The organism is Alkalihalobacterium elongatum (assembly GCF_019024285.1).
GTDB classification, from domain to species: Bacteria; Bacillota; Bacilli; order Bacillales; family Bacillaceae_F; genus Alkalihalobacterium; species Alkalihalobacterium elongatum.
Genome location: NZ_WMKZ01000028.1, coordinates 23,476 through 41,771, shown reverse-complemented (window position 1 = coordinate 41,771; position 18,296 = coordinate 23,476). Strand labels below are relative to the sequence as shown.

Annotated in this window: 19 protein-coding genes; 15 read left to right on the top strand and 4 right to left on the bottom strand. The window is 35.6% G+C overall.

The window, feature by feature from the left end; genetic code table 11:
- Positions 1-153: 153 nt before the first annotated feature.
- The 6 genes from GKP30_RS19555 to GKP30_RS19530 all read left to right on the top strand — a co-directional run bounded on the left by GKP30_RS19555 (position 154) and on the right by GKP30_RS19530 (position 6,178).
- Positions 154-1,695: a class I adenylate-forming enzyme family protein gene (locus GKP30_RS19555; RefSeq protein ID WP_216831150.1), complete on the top strand. Its 1,542-nt coding sequence runs from the start codon at positions 154-156 to the stop codon at positions 1,693-1,695.
- A gap of 10 nt (positions 1,696-1,705) precedes the next feature.
- Positions 1,706-2,446, top strand: a complete 741-nt coding sequence (locus GKP30_RS19550) for an SDR family oxidoreductase (protein ID WP_216831149.1) — start codon at positions 1,706-1,708, stop codon at positions 2,444-2,446.
- Positions 2,447-2,664: 218 nt separating this feature from the next.
- Positions 2,665-3,423 carry an SDR family NAD(P)-dependent oxidoreductase gene (locus GKP30_RS19545; RefSeq protein ID WP_216831148.1) on the top strand — a complete coding sequence of 253 codons (759 nt, stop codon included), beginning with the start codon at positions 2,665-2,667 and terminating at the stop codon, positions 3,421-3,423.
- Between the two features lie 95 nt (positions 3,424-3,518).
- The gene (locus tag GKP30_RS19540; protein WP_216831147.1) at positions 3,519-4,577 is read left to right on the top strand and encodes a phosphotransferase family protein; all 1,059 of its coding nucleotides are present in this window, start codon (positions 3,519-3,521) and stop codon (positions 4,575-4,577) included.
- Positions 4,578-4,773: 196 nt separating this feature from the next.
- Entirely contained in the window at positions 4,774-5,610 is an 837-nt protein-coding gene (locus GKP30_RS19535; RefSeq protein ID WP_236035227.1) for a crotonase/enoyl-CoA hydratase family protein, read from the top strand.
- Positions 5,611-5,737: 127 nt separating this feature from the next.
- Positions 5,738-6,178 (top strand): hypothetical protein, encoded by a 441-nt coding sequence (locus tag GKP30_RS19530; RefSeq protein ID WP_216831146.1) that lies wholly within the window; start codon positions 5,738-5,740, stop codon positions 6,176-6,178.
- A gap of 60 nt (positions 6,179-6,238) precedes the next feature.
- Here GKP30_RS19530 and GKP30_RS19525 read toward each other — a convergent pair whose 3' ends face one another.
- Positions 6,239-6,772 (bottom strand): CBO0543 family protein, encoded by a 534-nt coding sequence (locus GKP30_RS19525; protein WP_216831145.1) that lies wholly within the window; start codon positions 6,770-6,772, stop codon positions 6,239-6,241.
- 167 nt (positions 6,773-6,939) lie between these two features.
- The gene (locus GKP30_RS19520) at positions 6,940-7,446 is read right to left on the bottom strand and encodes a MarR family winged helix-turn-helix transcriptional regulator (protein ID WP_216831144.1); all 507 of its coding nucleotides are present in this window, start codon (positions 7,444-7,446) and stop codon (positions 6,940-6,942) included.
- Between the two features lie 236 nt (positions 7,447-7,682).
- Here GKP30_RS19520 and GKP30_RS19515 point away from each other — a divergent pair, with 236 nt between their 5' ends.
- Positions 7,683-8,489: a VOC family protein gene (locus GKP30_RS19515; RefSeq protein ID WP_216831143.1), complete on the top strand. Its 807-nt coding sequence runs from the start codon at positions 7,683-7,685 to the stop codon at positions 8,487-8,489.
- A gap of 90 nt (positions 8,490-8,579) precedes the next feature.
- On the opposite strand, the gene GKP30_RS19510 is transcribed toward GKP30_RS19515, so the two are convergent.
- Positions 8,580-9,221: a GntR family transcriptional regulator gene (locus GKP30_RS19510; protein WP_216831142.1), complete on the bottom strand. Its 642-nt coding sequence runs from the start codon at positions 9,219-9,221 to the stop codon at positions 8,580-8,582.
- Positions 9,222-9,464: 243 nt separating this feature from the next.
- Between GKP30_RS19510 and GKP30_RS19505 the strand changes: the two genes are divergently transcribed.
- The 8 genes from GKP30_RS19505 to GKP30_RS19470 all read left to right on the top strand — a co-directional run bounded on the left by GKP30_RS19505 (position 9,465) and on the right by GKP30_RS19470 (position 17,033).
- Positions 9,465-11,129 carry a 2-oxoacid:acceptor oxidoreductase family protein gene (locus tag GKP30_RS19505; RefSeq protein WP_216831141.1) on the top strand — a complete coding sequence of 555 codons (1,665 nt, stop codon included), beginning with the start codon at positions 9,465-9,467 and terminating at the stop codon, positions 11,127-11,129.
- Entirely contained in the window at positions 11,126-11,956 is an 831-nt protein-coding gene (locus GKP30_RS19500; protein WP_216831140.1) for a thiamine pyrophosphate-dependent enzyme, read from the top strand. The genes GKP30_RS19505 and GKP30_RS19500 overlap by 4 nt, the downstream gene beginning before the upstream one ends.
- Before the next feature lie 71 nt (positions 11,957-12,027).
- Positions 12,028-13,101: a Leu/Phe/Val dehydrogenase gene (locus GKP30_RS19495; protein ID WP_216831166.1), complete on the top strand. Its 1,074-nt coding sequence runs from the start codon at positions 12,028-12,030 to the stop codon at positions 13,099-13,101.
- Between the two features lie 83 nt (positions 13,102-13,184).
- On the top strand, positions 13,185-13,946 hold the full coding sequence (locus GKP30_RS19490; RefSeq protein WP_216831139.1) for an SDR family NAD(P)-dependent oxidoreductase: 762 nt from the start codon (positions 13,185-13,187) through the stop codon (positions 13,944-13,946).
- Positions 13,947-13,958: 12 nt separating this feature from the next.
- Complete coding sequence (locus GKP30_RS19485) at positions 13,959-14,315, top strand: cupin domain-containing protein (protein WP_216831138.1); 357 nt, start codon at positions 13,959-13,961, stop codon at positions 14,313-14,315.
- A 96-nt stretch (positions 14,316-14,411) separates the two neighbouring features.
- Positions 14,412-14,567, top strand: a complete 156-nt coding sequence (locus GKP30_RS19480) for a hypothetical protein (protein WP_216831137.1) — start codon at positions 14,412-14,414, stop codon at positions 14,565-14,567.
- Position 14,568: 1 nt separating this feature from the next.
- The gene (locus tag GKP30_RS19475; protein ID WP_216831136.1) at positions 14,569-16,086 is read left to right on the top strand and encodes a sodium/proline symporter; all 1,518 of its coding nucleotides are present in this window, start codon (positions 14,569-14,571) and stop codon (positions 16,084-16,086) included.
- Between the two features lie 116 nt (positions 16,087-16,202).
- A complete protein-coding gene (locus tag GKP30_RS19470; RefSeq protein WP_216831135.1) occupies positions 16,203-17,033 on the top strand; it encodes a hypothetical protein in 831 nt (276 codons plus the stop codon).
- Positions 17,034-17,097: 64 nt separating this feature from the next.
- On the opposite strand, the gene GKP30_RS19465 is transcribed toward GKP30_RS19470, so the two are convergent.
- Positions 17,098-18,261, bottom strand: a complete 1,164-nt coding sequence (locus tag GKP30_RS19465; RefSeq protein ID WP_216831134.1) for a M20 family metallopeptidase — start codon at positions 18,259-18,261, stop codon at positions 17,098-17,100.
- Between the last annotated feature and the right edge of the window lie 35 nt (positions 18,262-18,296).

The window sequence follows — 18,296 nt, the reverse complement described above, 5'->3', positions numbered from 1 at the left end:
ATGGCTAGTAATTATAGAGGTCCACTTTTTGGATCTCTATAGTCTAGTCATTAATAGATGTAAATGTTTCTTAAGTTAATTAAGAAGTTTATATCCTTTTGTAATACATAAACGAAATTAATAGTTATATTAACAAGGGAGGAGTAGGTATAGATGAGTACGATTGAGTTACTATCTTCTCGTCAACAATTAGTCGGTGGTTTACTAAAGAAGGCAGCCCATCAAACTCCAAGCAAAGAGGCATTTATCTATGAAGATACGAGGATAACTTACCAAGTTTTATATGACCGGGCGACAAAAGCTGGTCACTGGTTAAGAAGTAAAGGGCTCGAGCAGGATGACAAAGTCGGTTTTATTCTAAAAAATGGACTACCATTTGTAGAAATCTTCTTTGCTACAACTTTAAGTGGGGCAGTTGGTGTTCCTATTAACTTCAGATTAAAACAAAATGAAATCGAATATATATTACAAAATTCTGAATGTAAGTTTTTATTTATTGATAAAGAGTATGTTGAAGTTATCGAAGACATCCAGGAAAAGTTAGTAGATTTGCAAGCGGTAATTGTAATAGATGAAACAGAGCTACCTCTAGGAATGATTTCATACGACGAGATTTTCACTTGCGAAGAAGAGTTTCCTCCAGTAGATATAAACGAAAATGATGGGTGTATGATCGTTTACACATCAGGCACGACTGGTAGACCTAAAGGAGCAGTTCTTACACACAAAAACCTCTATCAGAATGGCATGAATATGATTTGGGAATTCAAGTTAGACACATCGTTTAAATTTTTACTCGTTCCGCCTTTATTTCATGTTGGTTCAATGTCGTTTTTAATTCACACTTGTTTAGTAAAAGGGACTTCGGTCATTCATCGAGACTTCCACCCAGAAGCAGTGTTAGAAGCTATAGAAAAAGAACAGATTAATAGTTTATTTCTCGTCCCAGCCATGTGGAACTTTCTTTTACAGGTACCAAATATAAATGATTATCAGCTGTCCTCACTACGTAAATGTATGACAGCAGCAGCTATTTGTCCATTGGAGTTAAAGAAATCAATGATGCACCATTTCCCTCATGCGAGTATTTATGATGTTTTTGGGCAAACCGAGATGAGTCCTTGTACGACTTGTTTGCACCCTGAGGATTCTCTTAGGAAAACTACATCTGTAGGTAAACCAGTGATAAATGTTGAGGTAAGAGTAGTAGATGATCAAATGAATGATGTACCTATTGGTGAAATTGGTGAAATCGTTTACCGAGGTCCAACCTTGATGAAAGAGTACTATAAAAACCGAGAAGCAACCGAAGAAGCTTTCGCAGGTGGGTGGTTTCATAGTGGTGACTTAGTTCGAATGGACGATGAAGGATTTATTTATGTAGTTGACCGAAAGAAAGATATGATCATAAGTGGTGGTGAGAATATTTACCCTGCTGAAATTGAGGAAGTTTTATATACCCATCCTAAGATCCTAGAAGTCGCCGTAATAGGAGTGCCAGACAAGGACTGGGGAGAAAATGTCAAAGCAGTTATTGTGACGAAAAGAAATGAAACGATGACAGAACAAGAAGTCATTGATTTCTGTTCTAAATACTTAGCATCTTATAAGAAGCCAAAAAGTGTGGAGTTTATGCTAGAGCTACCGAGAAATGCAGCTGGAAAGGTTTTAAAAACAGCATTAAGAAACGATTAGGGGGGATTAGATGGCTAGGAAAAGTGTATTAATCACTGGTGGCGGAAAAGGGTTAGGTCGTGAAATTGCTTATAAGTTTGCAAAGGAGAACTATAACGTTTTTATTAACTACTTTCAGGATGAAAAATCGGCTAAGGAAACAGAAAGTAATATAAAAGCGTTAGGTGGGCAAGCAAAAATAATTCAAGGTGATGTCGGACGTTTTGAAGAAATTGAGCAGATGATGGATCAGCTTCCAAACATTGATATTTTAGTTCACAATGCGGTTTACGCCGAAACGAGCTCAATTGAGTCTATTTCATGCGAGCATTGGGAGAGAGCGCTCGCCGTCAATGCTTCAGCCCTACTTTATTTAGCCCAAAAAGTGTATCCACATATGCGTGAGCAACAATTTGGGAGGATATTTACCATTTCTAGTATCGGCGCTAGCCGAGCAGTTCCTAACTATACGAGTATTGGTGTCTCAAAAGCTACAATGGAAGCCCTTATTCGATACTTTGCAGCAGAGTGGGCAAGTGATGGGATAACTGCCAACGTGATCTCACCTGGTGCAATGGATACAGAGGCTTTCCGTTCGGTTTTCCCAGACCCATCAGCAAGACTTAATGCGATTGCTAAAAAGACACCTGCAAAAAAAACAGTGTTGCTCGAAGAAGTTGCTGATATGATTTTGAATTATTGTCAGCCTAATATGGGAATGGTAACGGGTCAAGTGTTAAGGATGGATGGCGGTTATTCCTTAACGGTGTAATTTTATACATTAGAGAGACACATAAAAAAACAACCATTTTTGAATTTTAATAGTGAAAGTATGATTATTATATTCAGAAAAATCATAATTATATAATAAAGTTACAGGTAAATTTATTTTTGGTCTAGAGCAGTACATGACCTTAGGACTGGTACTAATAATGCTCAACATCATATTGTTCATCACTAAATCCAACTTATATAGAAAGGAAGAATTCAATGAAGCTCTTTGATTTAACGAATAAAGTAGCAATTGTAACAGGTGGAAATCGCGGACTAGGTCGTTCGATGGCATTGGCACTAGCAGAGGCTGGAGCAGACGTTGTCATTGTTGGTAGAGACGAACAACTAAATCAGCAAGTTGTTGAAGAAATTGAGAGACTTGGCAAGAAGGCACTAGGTTTATCTGTAAATTTACGAGATGTAGAAGCAATTAATAATATGATTTTAATGGTAAAAGATCAATTTGGCAAAGTTGATATTCTAGTAAATAACGCTGGGGTTTCAACTACAAAATTTGCTCTTGAAGTAACAGAGCAAGAGTGGGAACAAATAATGGACCTAAACGTAAAGTCATTGTTTTTCTGTTGTCAAGCAGCGGCGAAGGTTATGAAAGAGCAAGGTTCTGGCAATATCATTAATATTGCATCTGTAGCGGGGGCTGTTGGTGACGTTGGCATCAGTCCATATACTGCAAGTAAAGCAGCGGTTATTAACCTAACAAGATCTTTAGCTCTAGAATGGGCGAAGTTTGGTATTAACGTTAATGCGATTGGACCTGCTTATATTAAAACGGATATGAATAGAGACGCACTTGAAAATGAAAATACATTTAAAAAAATTACTGGCAAAACAGCTTTAAAACGATTAGGGCAGCCACAAGAATTATCAGGAGCAATTATCTTGCTAGCTTCAGATGCAAGTAGCTATATGACAGGGCAAACCATTTATGTTGACGGTGGATGGTTAGCACAATAATAGACACTAGATAACATCCATATATCAATTATTCTTTTTAACTTCTTAGGCTAATAGGAGATGTGATGAAAAAATTTAAATAAGTGGGTGATGGTATGACGGAAAAGAAATCTTCAATTGATACTGCAGTTAACGAAATTCATTGGGAAAAGGTAGAAAGCTATATTCGAAGAAATGTACCAAAGTTAAGTGAAGAAAAGATGAAGTCAAAAGCATTTTCAAATGGATATTCAAATTTAACTTACTTTATTGAGATAGGCGATTGGCAAGCTGTATTAAGACGACCTCCTTTTGGTCCTATTCCTCCAAGAGCCCATGATATGGAGAGAGAATATAGAATTCTTGAAAAGATTTACCCCGTATTTCCTTTAGCACCGCAACCTTTACTGTTTTGTGAGGATCCTGAAATTATGGAAAGACACTTTTATATTATGGAGAAGAAAAATGGCGTAGTACTTGACCATGATCTTCCAGAGGTCTTTGAGAGAACGGAGAGAACAGGACAATTAGTTTCGGAAGCTTTTGTAGATACGTTAGTTAAAATGCACGATATTGATATAGAAGCAACTGGATTGGATGTGATTGGCCGACCTGAAGGGTATCTTGAGCGCCAAGTTCATGGTTGGATCAAACGATATCAAAATTCCAAAACTGATGACTTTCCTAATGTAGAACTCATTGAGCGATGGTTAATTCAAAACATTCCTTCCTCACCATCACCTACGATCGTTCATAACGATTTTAAATTAAATAATATGATGTACTGCGGTTCTGATCCTGGGAAGGTAGTCGGTGTTTTCGATTGGGAAATGTGTACGATTGGAGATCCGTTAACAGATCTAGGTTCCGCAGTGGCCTATTGGTCAGAACCAGGAGAATCTTTTACAGGCTTACCTTCAGTTACAGGTGAACCAGGTTTTTACTCCCGTAAAGATCTATTAGAGAAATACGCACAAAAAAGTGGTAGAGACCTTTCTAATTTTGATTATTATCTAACTTTTGCTTTTTACAAAATTGCAGTTATTTTGCAACAAATATACTACCGTTGGAAGATTGGGAAAGCGAATGATCCAAGGTTTGAATCGTTAATTATTGGTGTTGAAAATTTACTTGAAAATGCTTCGCTTGCTCAAAGGAGAGAGTTTTTGAAGTAATGATATTCTAAGGAAGACACTTTAGAACACTTAAGTATAAAGCAAATCCAAACATTGCTAAAGAAAAAGCCTATTTAAAGTACATTGATGATAATCCTTGATTTTGTAGCAGCGTGTGAAATGTATATTTCACACGCCTTTCAGTACAAAACTCATTATTAACCTACCCTAAGGAAAAACAAGGAGGATAACTACATTGCAAACGATAAAATATGACATTACAGATCACATCATGACGATAACGTTACATCGTCCGGAACGTATGAATGCATTTAATATGGAAATGCTAGATGAACTTCTTGCAGCATTTGATCGTGCAGACGAGGATGATAACGTACGAGCCATTATTGTAACAGGAGAAGGAAGAGCATTTTGTGCAGGTGCGGATTTAGATAATGGGGATATATCTTTTACTGGCGAAATAGATGAAAATGTAGAATTCAGAGACTCTGGAGGAATTCTTGCATTACGTATATATGATTTAAAGAAGCCGATCATTGCCGCTATTAACGGGCCAGCAGTGGGCATCGGGATTACGATGACACTACCAATGGATATAAGAATCGCTTCGACTGATGCTAAGATGGGCTTTGTTTTTTGCCGTCGAGGGATTGCTCCAGAAGCATGTAGTGGTTGGTTCTTACCAAGAATTGTTGGCATCAGTCAGGCGAGTGAATGGGTGTTAACAGGACGTGTTTTTCCAGCACAAGAGGCATTAGATCGGCGCTTAGTAAGTCAAGTTGTATCGCCTGACCAATTATTACCAACAGCAAAGGCGATTGCTAAAGACATTGCGGAAAATACGTCAGCGACATCTGTCGCTTTATCGAGACAATTACTATGGCGTATGCTCGGAGCTGATCATCCAGCAAGATCACATGAAATTGAATCCAAAATGATCAATTGGTCGAGTGCACAAGCAGACGCAAAAGAAGGTGTGGCTTCCTTCTTTGAGAAAAGACCAGCAGAGTTTACAATGAAGGTTAGTAAGGATATGCCATCATTTTATCCTTGGTGGGAAGAAACGAAATAAAGGACGGCTCCTCCTATTTTAGGTGGAGCTTTTTTCATTCGTAGTATTATTCACTGACAAAACTAAGGTCAGTTAGAATAAATGAACAGACTATGTTGGATATTAAAAAGAAAAGCGGAGTGTCTAAATGGAATTTATACATAAATCAACCTTTACAATTCCAATAGTTTTAATAATTTCTCTGTCACTTTGTTCTCTATCTGTAAGTGCTGAAGAACCTCATTTGTTATCCCGTCCTAAGGCTGTAACATTTATTGGAGAGACACAAGATTGGTATATTGAACATCAAATGAAGCTAATCGGGACCGATCTGAATTACAATACAAAATTAAATTACAAAGGCAATGATACGAAAATTTTGAATACCTCACCTTTGTATTATCAAATTGTTGATAAAAAAGGTGGAACACACGGTAGTTGTTTTAACCTGAATAATGAGAAACTATTTCAAAGCAAAAACATAAGTTGTGGTGGCTGTCATTATTTAGATCAAGAAAGCGAAGTTACATGTGTTATCCACTTACCTAATATTGATAAGGAAGAAGTTGTTATCTTAAAGCGAAAATAATTAAACGTTAAATTTACAATATAATTTTGTTGAATAAATTTTTTTGAAAATGTAGTAGTCTTACTGGTTATATGCGTTAGGTATATCAGTAAAGTTTTGCTTATTTGTAGTTAAGACTTTTCTATTTTGAAAGTACCAGCTATAAAATACATGAGAAATATAATAAGATAACCATATAGTAATAAAGCTCCAATACCATGTCCATTTTCTATATTTAATCAAGTGAGTGTACTTAACGGCTACCGTCTCAAAAAAAGTAATAATAGAAGTAAAAAACAAATAATGGGCAATTTTAAGCCAGAGGTTTCTTTTTTTAGGAAAATAAAGATTAAAGAATACAGCCAATGTAGGAAAAATTAAATATTCAAAAATAAAACTGCTCTTATTCGACTTTTGAAAATAAAGGCGGTATGGATAGGTTACAAGTCCTTTTTCTACTACGAGTAAACCGAAAAACCAAGTGATGACTTGATGAAAGAGAAATGATACGAGTGCTTGACGAATTTTTGACTTAGGTACAAAAACAAATAATAATATAATGCTTATCAATGTAGAAGAAACAGAAATGCTTCTTTCTAGAGTATGTTTAACCATATTAAGCCTCCTATCTTCCCTTTTTTTGCTTTTGGGTGTGATCAAACTATATCTTTGAACTTAAAGTTAAAAATAAAGTTGGTCTTATTATGGCACAATTGATTTCTAATTATTTGCGAATGCAAATAAAAAACGTCGGACAACAAAAGGATAATGTTGTCGACGTTTTACTTTTCTTCAAGTATAAACTTTGTTGATTTTGTCACCCATTTCGTATAGTCCTGTCCAATTAGTTCAGTGCTTAATATGGAGGCAACTTTCATGAATTTCTGGAGATCTTGAGGAGAGATTTTTTCCAGTACCTTTACAATTTTTAAATCAGAGTTCGCAACGTGTTGGTCAATGAACTCATCTATTATTTTTTTCCCCGATTGCGTTAATGTTAAGATCTTCGTTCGAGTATCCTTTCCATTTTCAATTTGTATTAAACCTTGTTCTTTCAGTTTTACCACCTGACGAAATGCATTAGAAATATTGGTTTGTGCTATAAAGTTTAGATTGGTCATCGTCATGTTTTTCTCAAAGTATAGGATCCATAAAGTACGGAAGGCTGGAAAGGTAACTTCTTGCTTTTTTATACTGCGGATTAGATCGTTTTCAATAGTTGAATTCAGTCCCCTTGTATAGGCATATATTTCATAACTTTTTATGAGTTGTTCTTTCGGTGAATACATAGATGCCCCCCTTGCGCTAATGTAAACTGAACATTTTAAAAACTGAAATATTACTAACGTATGCGATAAAGTTGTTTTTGTATATTATTTCCAAATGTTGTTAGTTTAAACTTAGAGTTGGTCTTTGTGCCTATAGTTAAGTCAGGTAATTCATTATCAGATTTACAATAAAGTAAGAATAAAAATAAAAAGAATTTGATAGATTTAAATATAATTAAAATTAGGAGGTTGATGTTGTGGAGTTGGCTCTTGATCATATAGTTCATCTTTCTGACCCTGAAAAAGCAATGAAATTTATGAGAGAGTTGGGGTTGTATGCTGTTCGGGGTGGGGATCATGAAAATTGGGGTACGTGTAATTCATTATGTTACTTTGATTTGACTTATATTGAATGGATAGGTATTAAAGATATAAGGAAAGCAGAAAAAGTTAAAGAGATCGGCATTATTAATCAAGCTTTCAGAGAGCGCAATAAAGGAGATCATCTATTATCCTTTGCAATGAGAACATCAGATATTAAGAAATTATCTTCAGAATTAACTAATAAGGGGTTACTAGTTCGTGGTCCATATAGAGGTGAAAGGGTCCTTAATGATGGGAATAAAATAAGTTGGAAAATGTTATTTATTGAAGATGATTCGGAGAATTTATCACTTCCTTTTTTTATTGAATGGGAACAAAGTGATGATCGAAGAAGGAACGATTTAATAAATAGAAACTTAATGGCACAACATAAACTGGGGAGCGAATTAAAGTGTTCATTTATTGGATTTGCTGTTAATAACTTAGAAACAACAATTGAACGGTGGAAGAGTATATTTAATCTTGAATCTAGTGATCTTATTTTTTCAAAGACATTGAATGCGAAATGTAAAAAGTTATCTCTAAAAGGTGGAGACTTATTGTTTTGTGAGCCGATAGGTAAGGGGAATGTTTCAGAAATTTTATATGAATACGGTGAACGCCTTTTTTTATTTTCGTGTCATGAAAGTACTGAATATGAACGAGAAATTCAATTTGGTAATGGATTTTATTGGTTCTAAAGAGGGCTGACTCAATAAAAATTGACAAGGGTTAGTGTACTTTAAATTCTAATTAGTCTGCTAGGTATTTTAATGAGTCAACCTTATCTTTTAAAGAAACTCTTTTAATGTTATCTGTTTGGCCTCCTCAATATGCTCTTCCATCAAATCTTGAGCAAGGTTTTTATTTGAGTGTAACATTGCAGCTATAATACGCTTATGCATAGCATTCGTTTGCTTAGGTCTTTCAGAGCTAGTTGCAGTGATTACACTTATCCATTGTAGTTGTGCTTCTAATGACTCCATTAATTTAATTAATCGTCCGTTTTTTGACCATGTTACTATTTTTCTATGAAATTCTCGATCGGATTCCACGAATGTCTCGACATTGCTTTCATTCAATGTTTCCTCTACTTTTATCGCTTTTTTAAGCATTTCTTCAATATCCGCTTTTTTCATGTTATTCATAGCTAGGTTTACGGCCTGACGTTCTAATGCCTTTCTAATATCATAAACTTCCTCTACATCTTGCGCTTTAGGAGTATTTACAAAAGTACCCGACCGCTCTTTAATTTCAATAAGTCCGTCCTGTTGTAAAAGATATAGTGCATCACGAACTGGTGTCTTACTAATGCCTAACTCTGCGATTATGTTATCATAACTCACTCTGGAGCCAGGTTTCAGTTCATTTTTTATGATTTTTTTTCGTAAGTAAAAATAAACCTGTTCACTTAAATTCCTTTTTTCAATCACGTCTAAACCACCGTCCTGTTTTATCATCGTCACTATTAAAATAAATTGTTATTATTATTACGCTTGTATTTCCATTCACTAATTTTAATATATTGATATGAATATAAAGGAGAAAGATGTTATTAATTTCCATAACTATTCTTTGAGAGAATATCTTACATTTTTTTTTTTGAACTATTTTTTTGAAAATTGCATAATATCTGATACATCAGATTATACATTTGGTAAGGGGTGAAGTAAAGGATGAAAAGTTTTGCGATACTTGGCTTAACTGGTCAAGGAATTGAAACAGGTGGAGAGATTTTATCAAATGTTTTGAAAGTATTAGGATATAAACACCGAGTGTGGAGAGATTTCTCCACTATCATTCGAGGAGGACATACAGCTTATGAAATATACATTTCTGAAGATGACACAAATGAACCTCCTCCACGGTTAGAGAAGATTGATTTGGCAATTGTCTGGGATAATGAAGGGTTAAAACGCTATAAAGATAGGGTAAAGGACGAAACGTTTCTCTTTGCATCTAGTCAAGTGACAAGTACCTTAGAAGCAAAAAATAAATTGGATATTCCCAAAATAGGGTTTAATGTATGGGCGGTTGGTTTAATAACTGGAGCACTTGGTATATCTTTCGAGGAAGTTGAACAAGAAATACAACGACGTTTTAAAGATCAAAAGAACCAAGACTTATTTTATAAAGGGTTCGAACTAACCAAGACAAGGTGTATCGGTCGTCCACTAATAAAAAGAGATGTAGAGAATGTAACTATATCTGGGAATGACGCTTTATCTTTAGGTGCAATAGCTGGCGGTGTTCGACATTATTTTGGATATCCAATTACTCCTGCATCGGAAATTTTAGAGAATCTTTCAGAATGGTTACCTCCGCTTGGCGGTGCAACATATCAAGTAGAAGATGAAATAGCTGCTATACATGCAGCTATAGGTTGCAGTTTTTCAGGGAAAAGAACAATAGTTGCCACTAGTGGGCCAGGTATATCATTGATGACAGAAGGAATTGGCTATTGTTCAGCAACAGAAATACCCTTAGTAATTATTGATAATCAACGAGGAGGACCATCAACAGGAATGCCTACTAAGACGGAACAAAGTGATTTATATCATTTAAAATATGGTGGGCATGGAGAGTTTTCTAGAATATTACTAACTCCAACAAGTGTTACAGATTGTATTACAGTAATTCAGGAAGCATTAAATCTAGCAGACTATTATCAATGCCCAGTTATTATTGCCTTGGATCTCGACTTAGCTTTAAGGCGTGTATCTCTTCCTTGGAAAACAGTAGAAGCAGCTATCAATGGAACCGAAATAGATCGTGGTCGGTTAATTACTGAAGACATTAAAGACGGTAAATATATTCGATATAAGTCATTAGACGGAGAACCACCCAAAAGAACGATTCCAGGTGTAAAAGGTGGAGCGTATGTTGCTAGTGGTGATGAACATGATGAAAGAGGTTATATGGAGCCTGATTTTAAAAAGGTTAGACATTCATTACATCTACGTAGGTTGCAAAAAGCAGATCACATACACTATGGTCGAGCCCTTACGAAAGTTGGTAATGATAAATCGCCAATAACAATCATTGGAACAGGAGCGATGGGAGAGTTAATAGAACATTTAGTAAAAAAAGATCCAGATGCTTACCGAGGTCTATTAATTAGACAAATATCACCAATACCAAAGAATGAGATTATGGAGGCACTTAAGGAAACAAAAAAGGTAATAGTAGCTGAATATAATGCTACTGGTCAGATACGCTCATTTATAGAAAGTGCAATTCAAGATAAAGAGGTTGACTCAATCTTACGATTTGATGGTGAACATTATACAGAAGAAGAATTTGAAAAAGAGTTAATACAAAGGTTGGGGGTGAGTACATGACGAAAAACTTGGCTGTAAAAGATTACGCAAATGAAAATTCACCTACATGGTGTCCTGGATGTGGAGATTACGCAGTCCTTAGAGGCATCCAACGTTCATTGCACCAATTACAAATTGAACCAGAAAATACTACTTTAGTATCTGGAATTGGTTGTAGTGGGAAAATAGCTCACTATTTTGGTGGATACTCTATTCATTCTACTCATGGTCGAGCATTAACTATAGCTCAAGGAATAAAGGCAGCGCGACCAGAATTAACAGTTATTGCTGCTGGTGGAGATGGTGATGGCTATGGAATAGGTGTAGGTCATCTAGTACATGCAGCTAGAAGAAATTTAAATATAACCTATATCGTTATGGACAATGGAGTCTATGGGAATACAAAAGGCCAGACCTCCCCGACAAGCCCTATTGGCTATCAATCATCAACTACTCCAATTGGAAACATGGATACTCCAATAAATCCATTACTTCTAACCTGGTCATCAGGTGCGTCCTTTATTGCTCAAGGGTTTTCAGGTAATTTTAAACACTTAGAAAACCTAATCGTAAAAGGGATACAACACAAAGGATTTTCTTTAATAAACGTATTTAGTCCTTGTGTTGTATTTAATAAGGCTCAAGGTTACGATTTCTACAAAGAAAATATAAAATATTTCGATCAGCCCAGTTCTTCACCAGAAGAGTTTGTAGGAATGCTTAGTCAATCTAAAATGCCAGCAGGTATACTATGGCAAAAGCCTCCTAATTCAACTATCACAGAAGATTTGGTGAAAAATGAGGAAGATAATAATCTAGCAAAATATCTTTTTTCGAAGGTTATCTAAGAATATTTTACTGTGATTAAAATAATAGTGAAATCGAGGTGTCTGAATTGGAAAGCAAGATATTTGATTACATGAAGAAATATAATTATGAAAATCTTTATTTCTTTAACGACAATCAAACAGGTATTAAAGGTGTTATTTGTGTACACGATACGACGTTGGGTCCTGCTACTGGTGGATGTAGAATGTGGACGTATGCAACTGAATGGGATGCTATTGAAGATGCACTTCGACTCGGGAGAGGTATGACATATAAGTATGCGGCTGCAGGAGTAGATCTTGGAGGTGGGAAAGCGGTTATTATTGCTGATCCTAAAAAAGATAAAAGTGAAGCGTTATTCCGATCATTTGGTCGATTTCTTAATCGCTTAAATGGATTATATATTACAGGTCAAGATGTAGGAACAACTTTAAGAGATATGGAGACAATTCGTTCTGAAACCCCATATGTAGTAACTCTACCAAGAGAATTAGGTGGTGCAGGACCAATTTCACCTTCAACTGCATTAGGTGTTTTCCAATCCATTAAGGCATGTGTAAAAGAACAATATAATACTGATCAATTAAAAGACATTCGAGTGGCTGTTCAAGGTGTAGGTAGTGTAGGGTACCATCTTGTTAAATATCTAACAGAAGCAGGTGCAAATGTAACGATTGCTGACATTGATACGAAACGTACTAAAGAGTTAGTGGAAAAATTTGGTGTGCGTGTTGAGAGCACAGAGACAATTCATTCACTTGATGTTGAAGTATTCTCACCCTGTGCCCTAGGAAAAGTTATCAACGATCAGACTATTCCAGAATTTAAATGTAAAGTAGTTGCAGGTAGTGCAAACAATCAATTGGCTGATGAGAAGCATGGAGATTACTTAAACGAACTAGGGATTTTATATGCCCCAGATTATATAGCAAATGCTGGAGGTACAATTTACGATACTGACCGTTTAAAGCCAGGAGGTTTTAATGAAGCAAGAGCTATTAATCATGTAGAGAGAATCTATGAAACGATGACGGACATAATAGCAATATCAAAGGAAGAGCATATTCCAACTTACAAGGCTGCTGATGTATTTGCTGAAAGAAGAATTGAATCAGTAGGTAGGGCTAAATACCTTCAAAAAGATATTGTTAACAATATGAAGTAATTTTTTATTAAACTGATATATCACATATCAGTGGAGTATGTAAAAAGCTTAAAATAAAAAAATAAAAAGGAGATGGGAAAAAAGTGAGGTTAAAAGATAAGGTATGTATCGTAACTGGTTCTAGTATGGGAATTGGTGAAACTGTCGCAGAAAGGTTTGCAGAAGAAGGAGCTAAAATAGTAATTAATTCAAGAAGTCAAGACCGAGCAGATATTGCAGCAGCAAAACTTAAAGAGAAGGGCTATGATGTCATTGCAATAGCTTGCGATATGTCAAATAAAAAAGAAGTAGAAAGTATGATGAAAAAGACAGTAGAAAAGTTCGGAAAGTTAGATATCTTGGTAAATAATGCTGGGGTGAACCGTATCGCACCGTCTATTGAACTTTCGGAGGAAGATTGGAGGGCGGTTATAGATACGAATTTAACAGGGGTTTTCTTCGGGGCGCAAGAAGCGGCTAAGTTTATGGAGAAAAATGGAGGTGGATCAATTATTAATATTACTTCCATTTGGGGATCTGTAGTTGTACCAATGCGTGCAGCATATAGCTCAACGAAACACGGTATGAATGGTCTTACAAAAGTATTAGCTGTTGAGTGGGCAGAAAAAGGAATAAGGGTTAATGGCGTAGCACCAGCTTTTATTAAAACACCTTTGGATGAACAAGATCAAGACTCTGGTGGATATGGTGATGAAGATATTATGAGAAGGACACCTTTAAAGCGCTTCGGAACTACAAAAGAAGTCGCAGATGTCATTTTATTTCTAGCATCTGATGAAGCCAGTTATGTTACAGGTACAACTTATACTGTAGACGGCGGTTGGTTAGCTTATGGCGGTTGGTAAAGGAGGTAACTGATGTCTGTAGTCTTTATAGATCAATCAAAAGTAAATTTTGAAGTCTTAGAAGGAACTATTGGTTCTGGCGAAGCTTATATTACGAGAGTGGTTAATGATGAAATCTCCGAATCTCTTGGAGGCGGAATTGTTAAAATGAAAGGGTGTAAGTTTCCTTGGACAGTTAGATACGACGAAATCATCTATGTTCTTGAAGGAGAAATTATCATTTATGATGAAATGAAAAGGGAAAGAAAGATAGGGAAAAATGGAGATGTTTTCTTTATTGAAAAGGATACGCCAATAGTTTATGAAACAAACTCAAATGGTTCTTTCTTCTTTTCTTTATATCCTGCGAATTGGAGTAAAAAGTCTTAATCTTAAGTAAAAGGAAGAATTCCCTTCTTTGAAGAAGGGAGTTCTTCTAAGTTCAATTTTCTGAAGATTTCAAATACTCAAAAAGGGGTGGTTGTTATGACATTTGGGATTTTTCTTAGTCTAGTATTGTTTCCGATTTCTGTAGTGCTAGTAACTATATTAGTCTATTTAAGTGAAACAAAGAAAGACCGAGCTCGGGATATGCAAATACAAAAATCGTCAAACTCTGATGATGTGAAGGGAGAGTTATAATATGAACGCACATCCGCTTACTATTTCAGTTTTTATTCTCTATTTAATTTTATTAGTTGTTATCGGTTACGTAAATTCAAGGAAGTCTTCAGGTGGATTAACGGATTTTTTCTTAGCTGGTCGTAACTTAGGGAAATGGACTGTAGCATTTAGTGCAGTTAGTTCTGGTCGGAGTGCATGGCTAGTACTAGGTGTTACTGGTATGGCCTATGTAGGTGGATTACAAGCTGTATGGGCAGCTTTTGGTTATATCTTCGTTGAAATCTTTATGTTTTTCTATGTTGCAAAACGCTTCCGTAGGTTCAGTGAAAAAACAGGAAGCATTACGATACCAGATATTCTCGAATCTAGATACGAAGATAAAACAAATCTATTAAGAATTACAAGTGCTTTGATTATTATATTCTTTATGATTGCTTATGTAGGGAGTCAGATTGTTGCTGGGGGTACAGCATTTTCTAACAGCTTAGGTCTTTCATCAACAAATGGAATGTGGATGACCGCAGGTATTATTCTATTATATACAATATTAGGTGGATTTCACGCTGTAGCAAAAACGGATTTACTTCAAACGATGTTTATGTTTGTTTCGCTTACCATTCTCCCGATAGTTGCTATTATTGGACTAGGAGGATTTGGACCAGTTATTGACGCGATGCATGTTCAAGGCGCAAATTTTATTGATCCGTTCTCATTCTCATTTGGAGCTATTATGGGCCTTGTAGGTATTGCTTTAGGTAGTCCAGGTAACCCACATATTCTTGTTAGATATATGGCACTAAAGGACCCAAGGGAAATGCGAAAAGCTGCTCTCATTGGATCAATATGGAACTTATTAATGGCATATGGAGCAATTATGATTGGGTTAACAGGACGCGCATATTTTCCAGACATCTCACTATTACCAAATGAAAATCACGAAGCCATTTTTACGTCTTTAGGAAATGAATTATTTAACCCTTTCTTTTTTGGCGTACTAGTTGTTGCTATTTTAGCGGCTATCATGTCTAGTGCAGATAGTCAGTTATTAGTAGCATCAAGTGCTATTGTTCGAGATATATATGACAAGTTAATTGGTAAGGGTAAAGAAATCTCTCAAGCAAAGTTAATGTTATATAGCCGTCTATCAATTTTAATTGTGATGGGACTATCCCTCTTTTTAGCATTTACGATGACTGAATTTGTTTTCTGGATGGTATTATTTGCTTTTGGTGGTTTAGGAGCGTGTTTTGGTCCAGCGCTACTATTGAGCTTTTATTGGAAAGGTACAACGAAACAAGGGGTTTTCTGGGGGATGATTGCTGGGTTAATTACGGTCATTCTTGTAAAACAACAACCGCAATGGACATTTGTGTTTCTACCTGATATAAAGGCACTGGTTTCTAAATTGCTTTTTGGAATTACGTATGAAGCAGTACCTGGTTTCATAATAGCTACTCTTGTAATTGTAATTGTAAGTAAATTTACGAAGAGACCAGATAGTGCTGATGAAGTAGTTAATGATTTAAATAGACAGTAACATGTGTATAAATTCAAGTATCCTTTAGGTAGATTATTAAGATCTAAGTTTAGTATTTAGTTAATCGTTTCCTATTATAGGGTACTCTTTCAAAATTATAATTTGAGGGGGATGAAATGTCTGTCAAAATTAAAATTATTAAAAGCATCAAACATTTTTCCGACATAGAAGACATATATGGTGACATATGGGGAGTGTCAAATAAGGTCCCACTCCATAACCTTATTACTGTAGCCCGTCATGGAGGAGTTATACTAGGAGCTTTTAATAAGCAAGAAAAAATGATTGGCTTTTCATATGGCTTTCCAGGCGTTAATGATTTAAATTCGAATATTCCTAAAATTTACCTTTGCTCGCATATTTTAGGAGTAATAAAAGAGTACCGAAATCTAGGTATTGGCGAAGAATTAAAGTGGGCACAATATGATTATGCTTATAAAATGGGCTATACAAAAATTCTTTGGACATTTGATCCATTAGAAGCAATAAATGCTAAATTAAATTTTCATAAACTAGGAGCAATAAGTAATGAATATATAGAAAATTGTTATGGATTTATCAATGATCATTTAAATAAAGGAATTCCAACTGATCGTTTAGTAGTTGACTGGGAGCTTAAACATTCTCTTGTTCAAAAAAGATCATTAATTTCAAGTAAAGTAGATGCAAGGGAGTATTTTGAAGTCGGGAAAGTTAATGGGACAGTAGATAAAATAGAATGGGAATTAGGTAATCTTAAGGAAATTCCATGTAACATGATTTTAAAACTCCCAGTACCTGTAAATATACAGAAGATAAAACAAAATAACACAGATTTAGCCCGAAAATGGCGATATCAATTCAGGGAAGTTATGCGCACCTTATTTGCTAGTGGTTATAAAATTACAGACTTTATAGCTTCGACGACAGAGCTTAACCATTTCTATATTTTATCAAAAAATAGATGAAGAAGAGTCCCTGTTAGTTTAAAAACAGGGACTCTTCTATTATTAAGGCCATCATTTTTCCCAACTATTTTAGTATGGAAAATTCCTTTTTAATCTTACTCAATAACTCTGGAGAAGTCATAATATCATAAGCAGAGTTTGCCATACATTTGGCTCCTAAAATTAATCCTTCAAAACCTTGATCACTCAAAGCTGCTTCACGGAATTCGTGTGTATGACAAGCATGGGGTTCATTGCATATTTGAATATATGGGTGAATGGAAGGTACTACATGACTGACATTCCCCATATCTAGTGAACCACCAGACCCTTTTTCATGAATGGTAGATCCTTCTATCCCTAACTGAACAAGGTTTTCTGTAAACACATCAGATAACGCTAAATTTGTTCTCATATCATCATATGAAAATTCATAATCAGATATTTCAAGTGTCGCTCCAGTTGCTTGAGCAGCCCCTTCGGCACAACCTTTCACTTTTTTAACTAATTCATCTAAGTAACTGCGATTTTCGGCACGGACATAAAATTGAGCGATCGCGTGATCAGGTACGACATTTGCTGCTTTTCCACCTTCTGGAATTATGCCGTGAATCCGTACATCAGGAGTCACGTGTTGTCTTAATGCATTTATGGAATTAAATGTTTGAATAACAGCATCTAACGCATTGATGCCTTCATGAGGAGAACCTGCAGCATGAGCGGATTTTCCGAAAAACTCAAATTGAATAGCATCCATTGCTAATGATGAGCCACTTTTTTCATTTCTGTGGAACGGGTGGACCATCATTGCAACATCTAAGTGATCGAAAACACCTTGTTCAGCCATCGTTACTTTACCGCCACGTGTTTCTTCAGCAGGTGTACCATACACATAAATTTTTCCACCACAGCTATTCACAACTTTACTTAAGCCAATACCAGCAGCTACTGCCATTGTTCCAATAAGGTTGTGTCCGCATGCATGGCCTAGTTCAGGAAGAGCATCGTACTCTGCCATAAAAGCAATATTTGGACCAGGAATTCCGCTATCATAAATAGCTTCAAAAGCAGTTGGAAGTCCAGCTGTTCCTAATTCTACTCTGAAACCGTGTTTTCGGAGTTCCTCTGTTAATATTTTGGATGCTTTATATTCTTCATGACCTAATTCAGGATTTTCTCCAATATATTGACTAATCTTATAAAAAGAGTCTCTTAATTGTTCAATTGTTTGGTTAATGTTATTTTTCATTGGTACCTCCAAAATTCGCAAATATACCGTTATTG

Bases quoted from the DNA above. Each gene is read 5' to 3' on its own strand.
- GKP30_RS19555 (WP_216831150.1), top strand. From the start codon at position 154: ATGAGTACGATTGAGTTACTATCTTCTCGTCAACAATTAGTCGGTGGT.
- GKP30_RS19550 (WP_216831149.1), top strand. From the start codon at position 1,706: ATGGCTAGGAAAAGTGTATTAATCACTGGTGGCGGAAAAGGGTTAGGT.
- GKP30_RS19545 (WP_216831148.1), top strand. From the start codon at position 2,665: ATGAAGCTCTTTGATTTAACGAATAAAGTAGCAATTGTAACAGGTGGA.
- GKP30_RS19540 (WP_216831147.1), top strand. From the start codon at position 3,519: ATGACGGAAAAGAAATCTTCAATTGATACTGCAGTTAACGAAATTCAT.
- GKP30_RS19530 (WP_216831146.1), top strand. From the start codon at position 5,738: ATGGAATTTATACATAAATCAACCTTTACAATTCCAATAGTTTTAATA.
- GKP30_RS19525 (WP_216831145.1), bottom strand. From the start codon at position 6,772: ATGGTTAAACATACTCTAGAAAGAAGCATTTCTGTTTCTTCTACATTG.
- GKP30_RS19520 (WP_216831144.1), bottom strand. From the start codon at position 7,446: ATGTATTCACCGAAAGAACAACTCATAAAAAGTTATGAAATATATGCC.
- GKP30_RS19505 (WP_216831141.1), top strand. From the start codon at position 9,465: ATGAAAAGTTTTGCGATACTTGGCTTAACTGGTCAAGGAATTGAAACA.
- GKP30_RS19500 (WP_216831140.1), top strand. From the start codon at position 11,126: ATGACGAAAAACTTGGCTGTAAAAGATTACGCAAATGAAAATTCACCT.
- GKP30_RS19495 (WP_216831166.1), top strand. From the start codon at position 12,028: ATGAAGAAATATAATTATGAAAATCTTTATTTCTTTAACGACAATCAA.
- GKP30_RS19485 (WP_216831138.1), top strand. From the start codon at position 13,959: ATGTCTGTAGTCTTTATAGATCAATCAAAAGTAAATTTTGAAGTCTTA.
- GKP30_RS19480 (WP_216831137.1), top strand. From the start codon at position 14,412: ATGACATTTGGGATTTTTCTTAGTCTAGTATTGTTTCCGATTTCTGTA.
- GKP30_RS19475 (WP_216831136.1), top strand. From the start codon at position 14,569: ATGAACGCACATCCGCTTACTATTTCAGTTTTTATTCTCTATTTAATT.
- GKP30_RS19470 (WP_216831135.1), top strand. From the start codon at position 16,203: ATGTCTGTCAAAATTAAAATTATTAAAAGCATCAAACATTTTTCCGAC.
- GKP30_RS19465 (WP_216831134.1), bottom strand. From the start codon at position 18,261: ATGAAAAATAACATTAACCAAACAATTGAACAATTAAGAGACTCTTTT.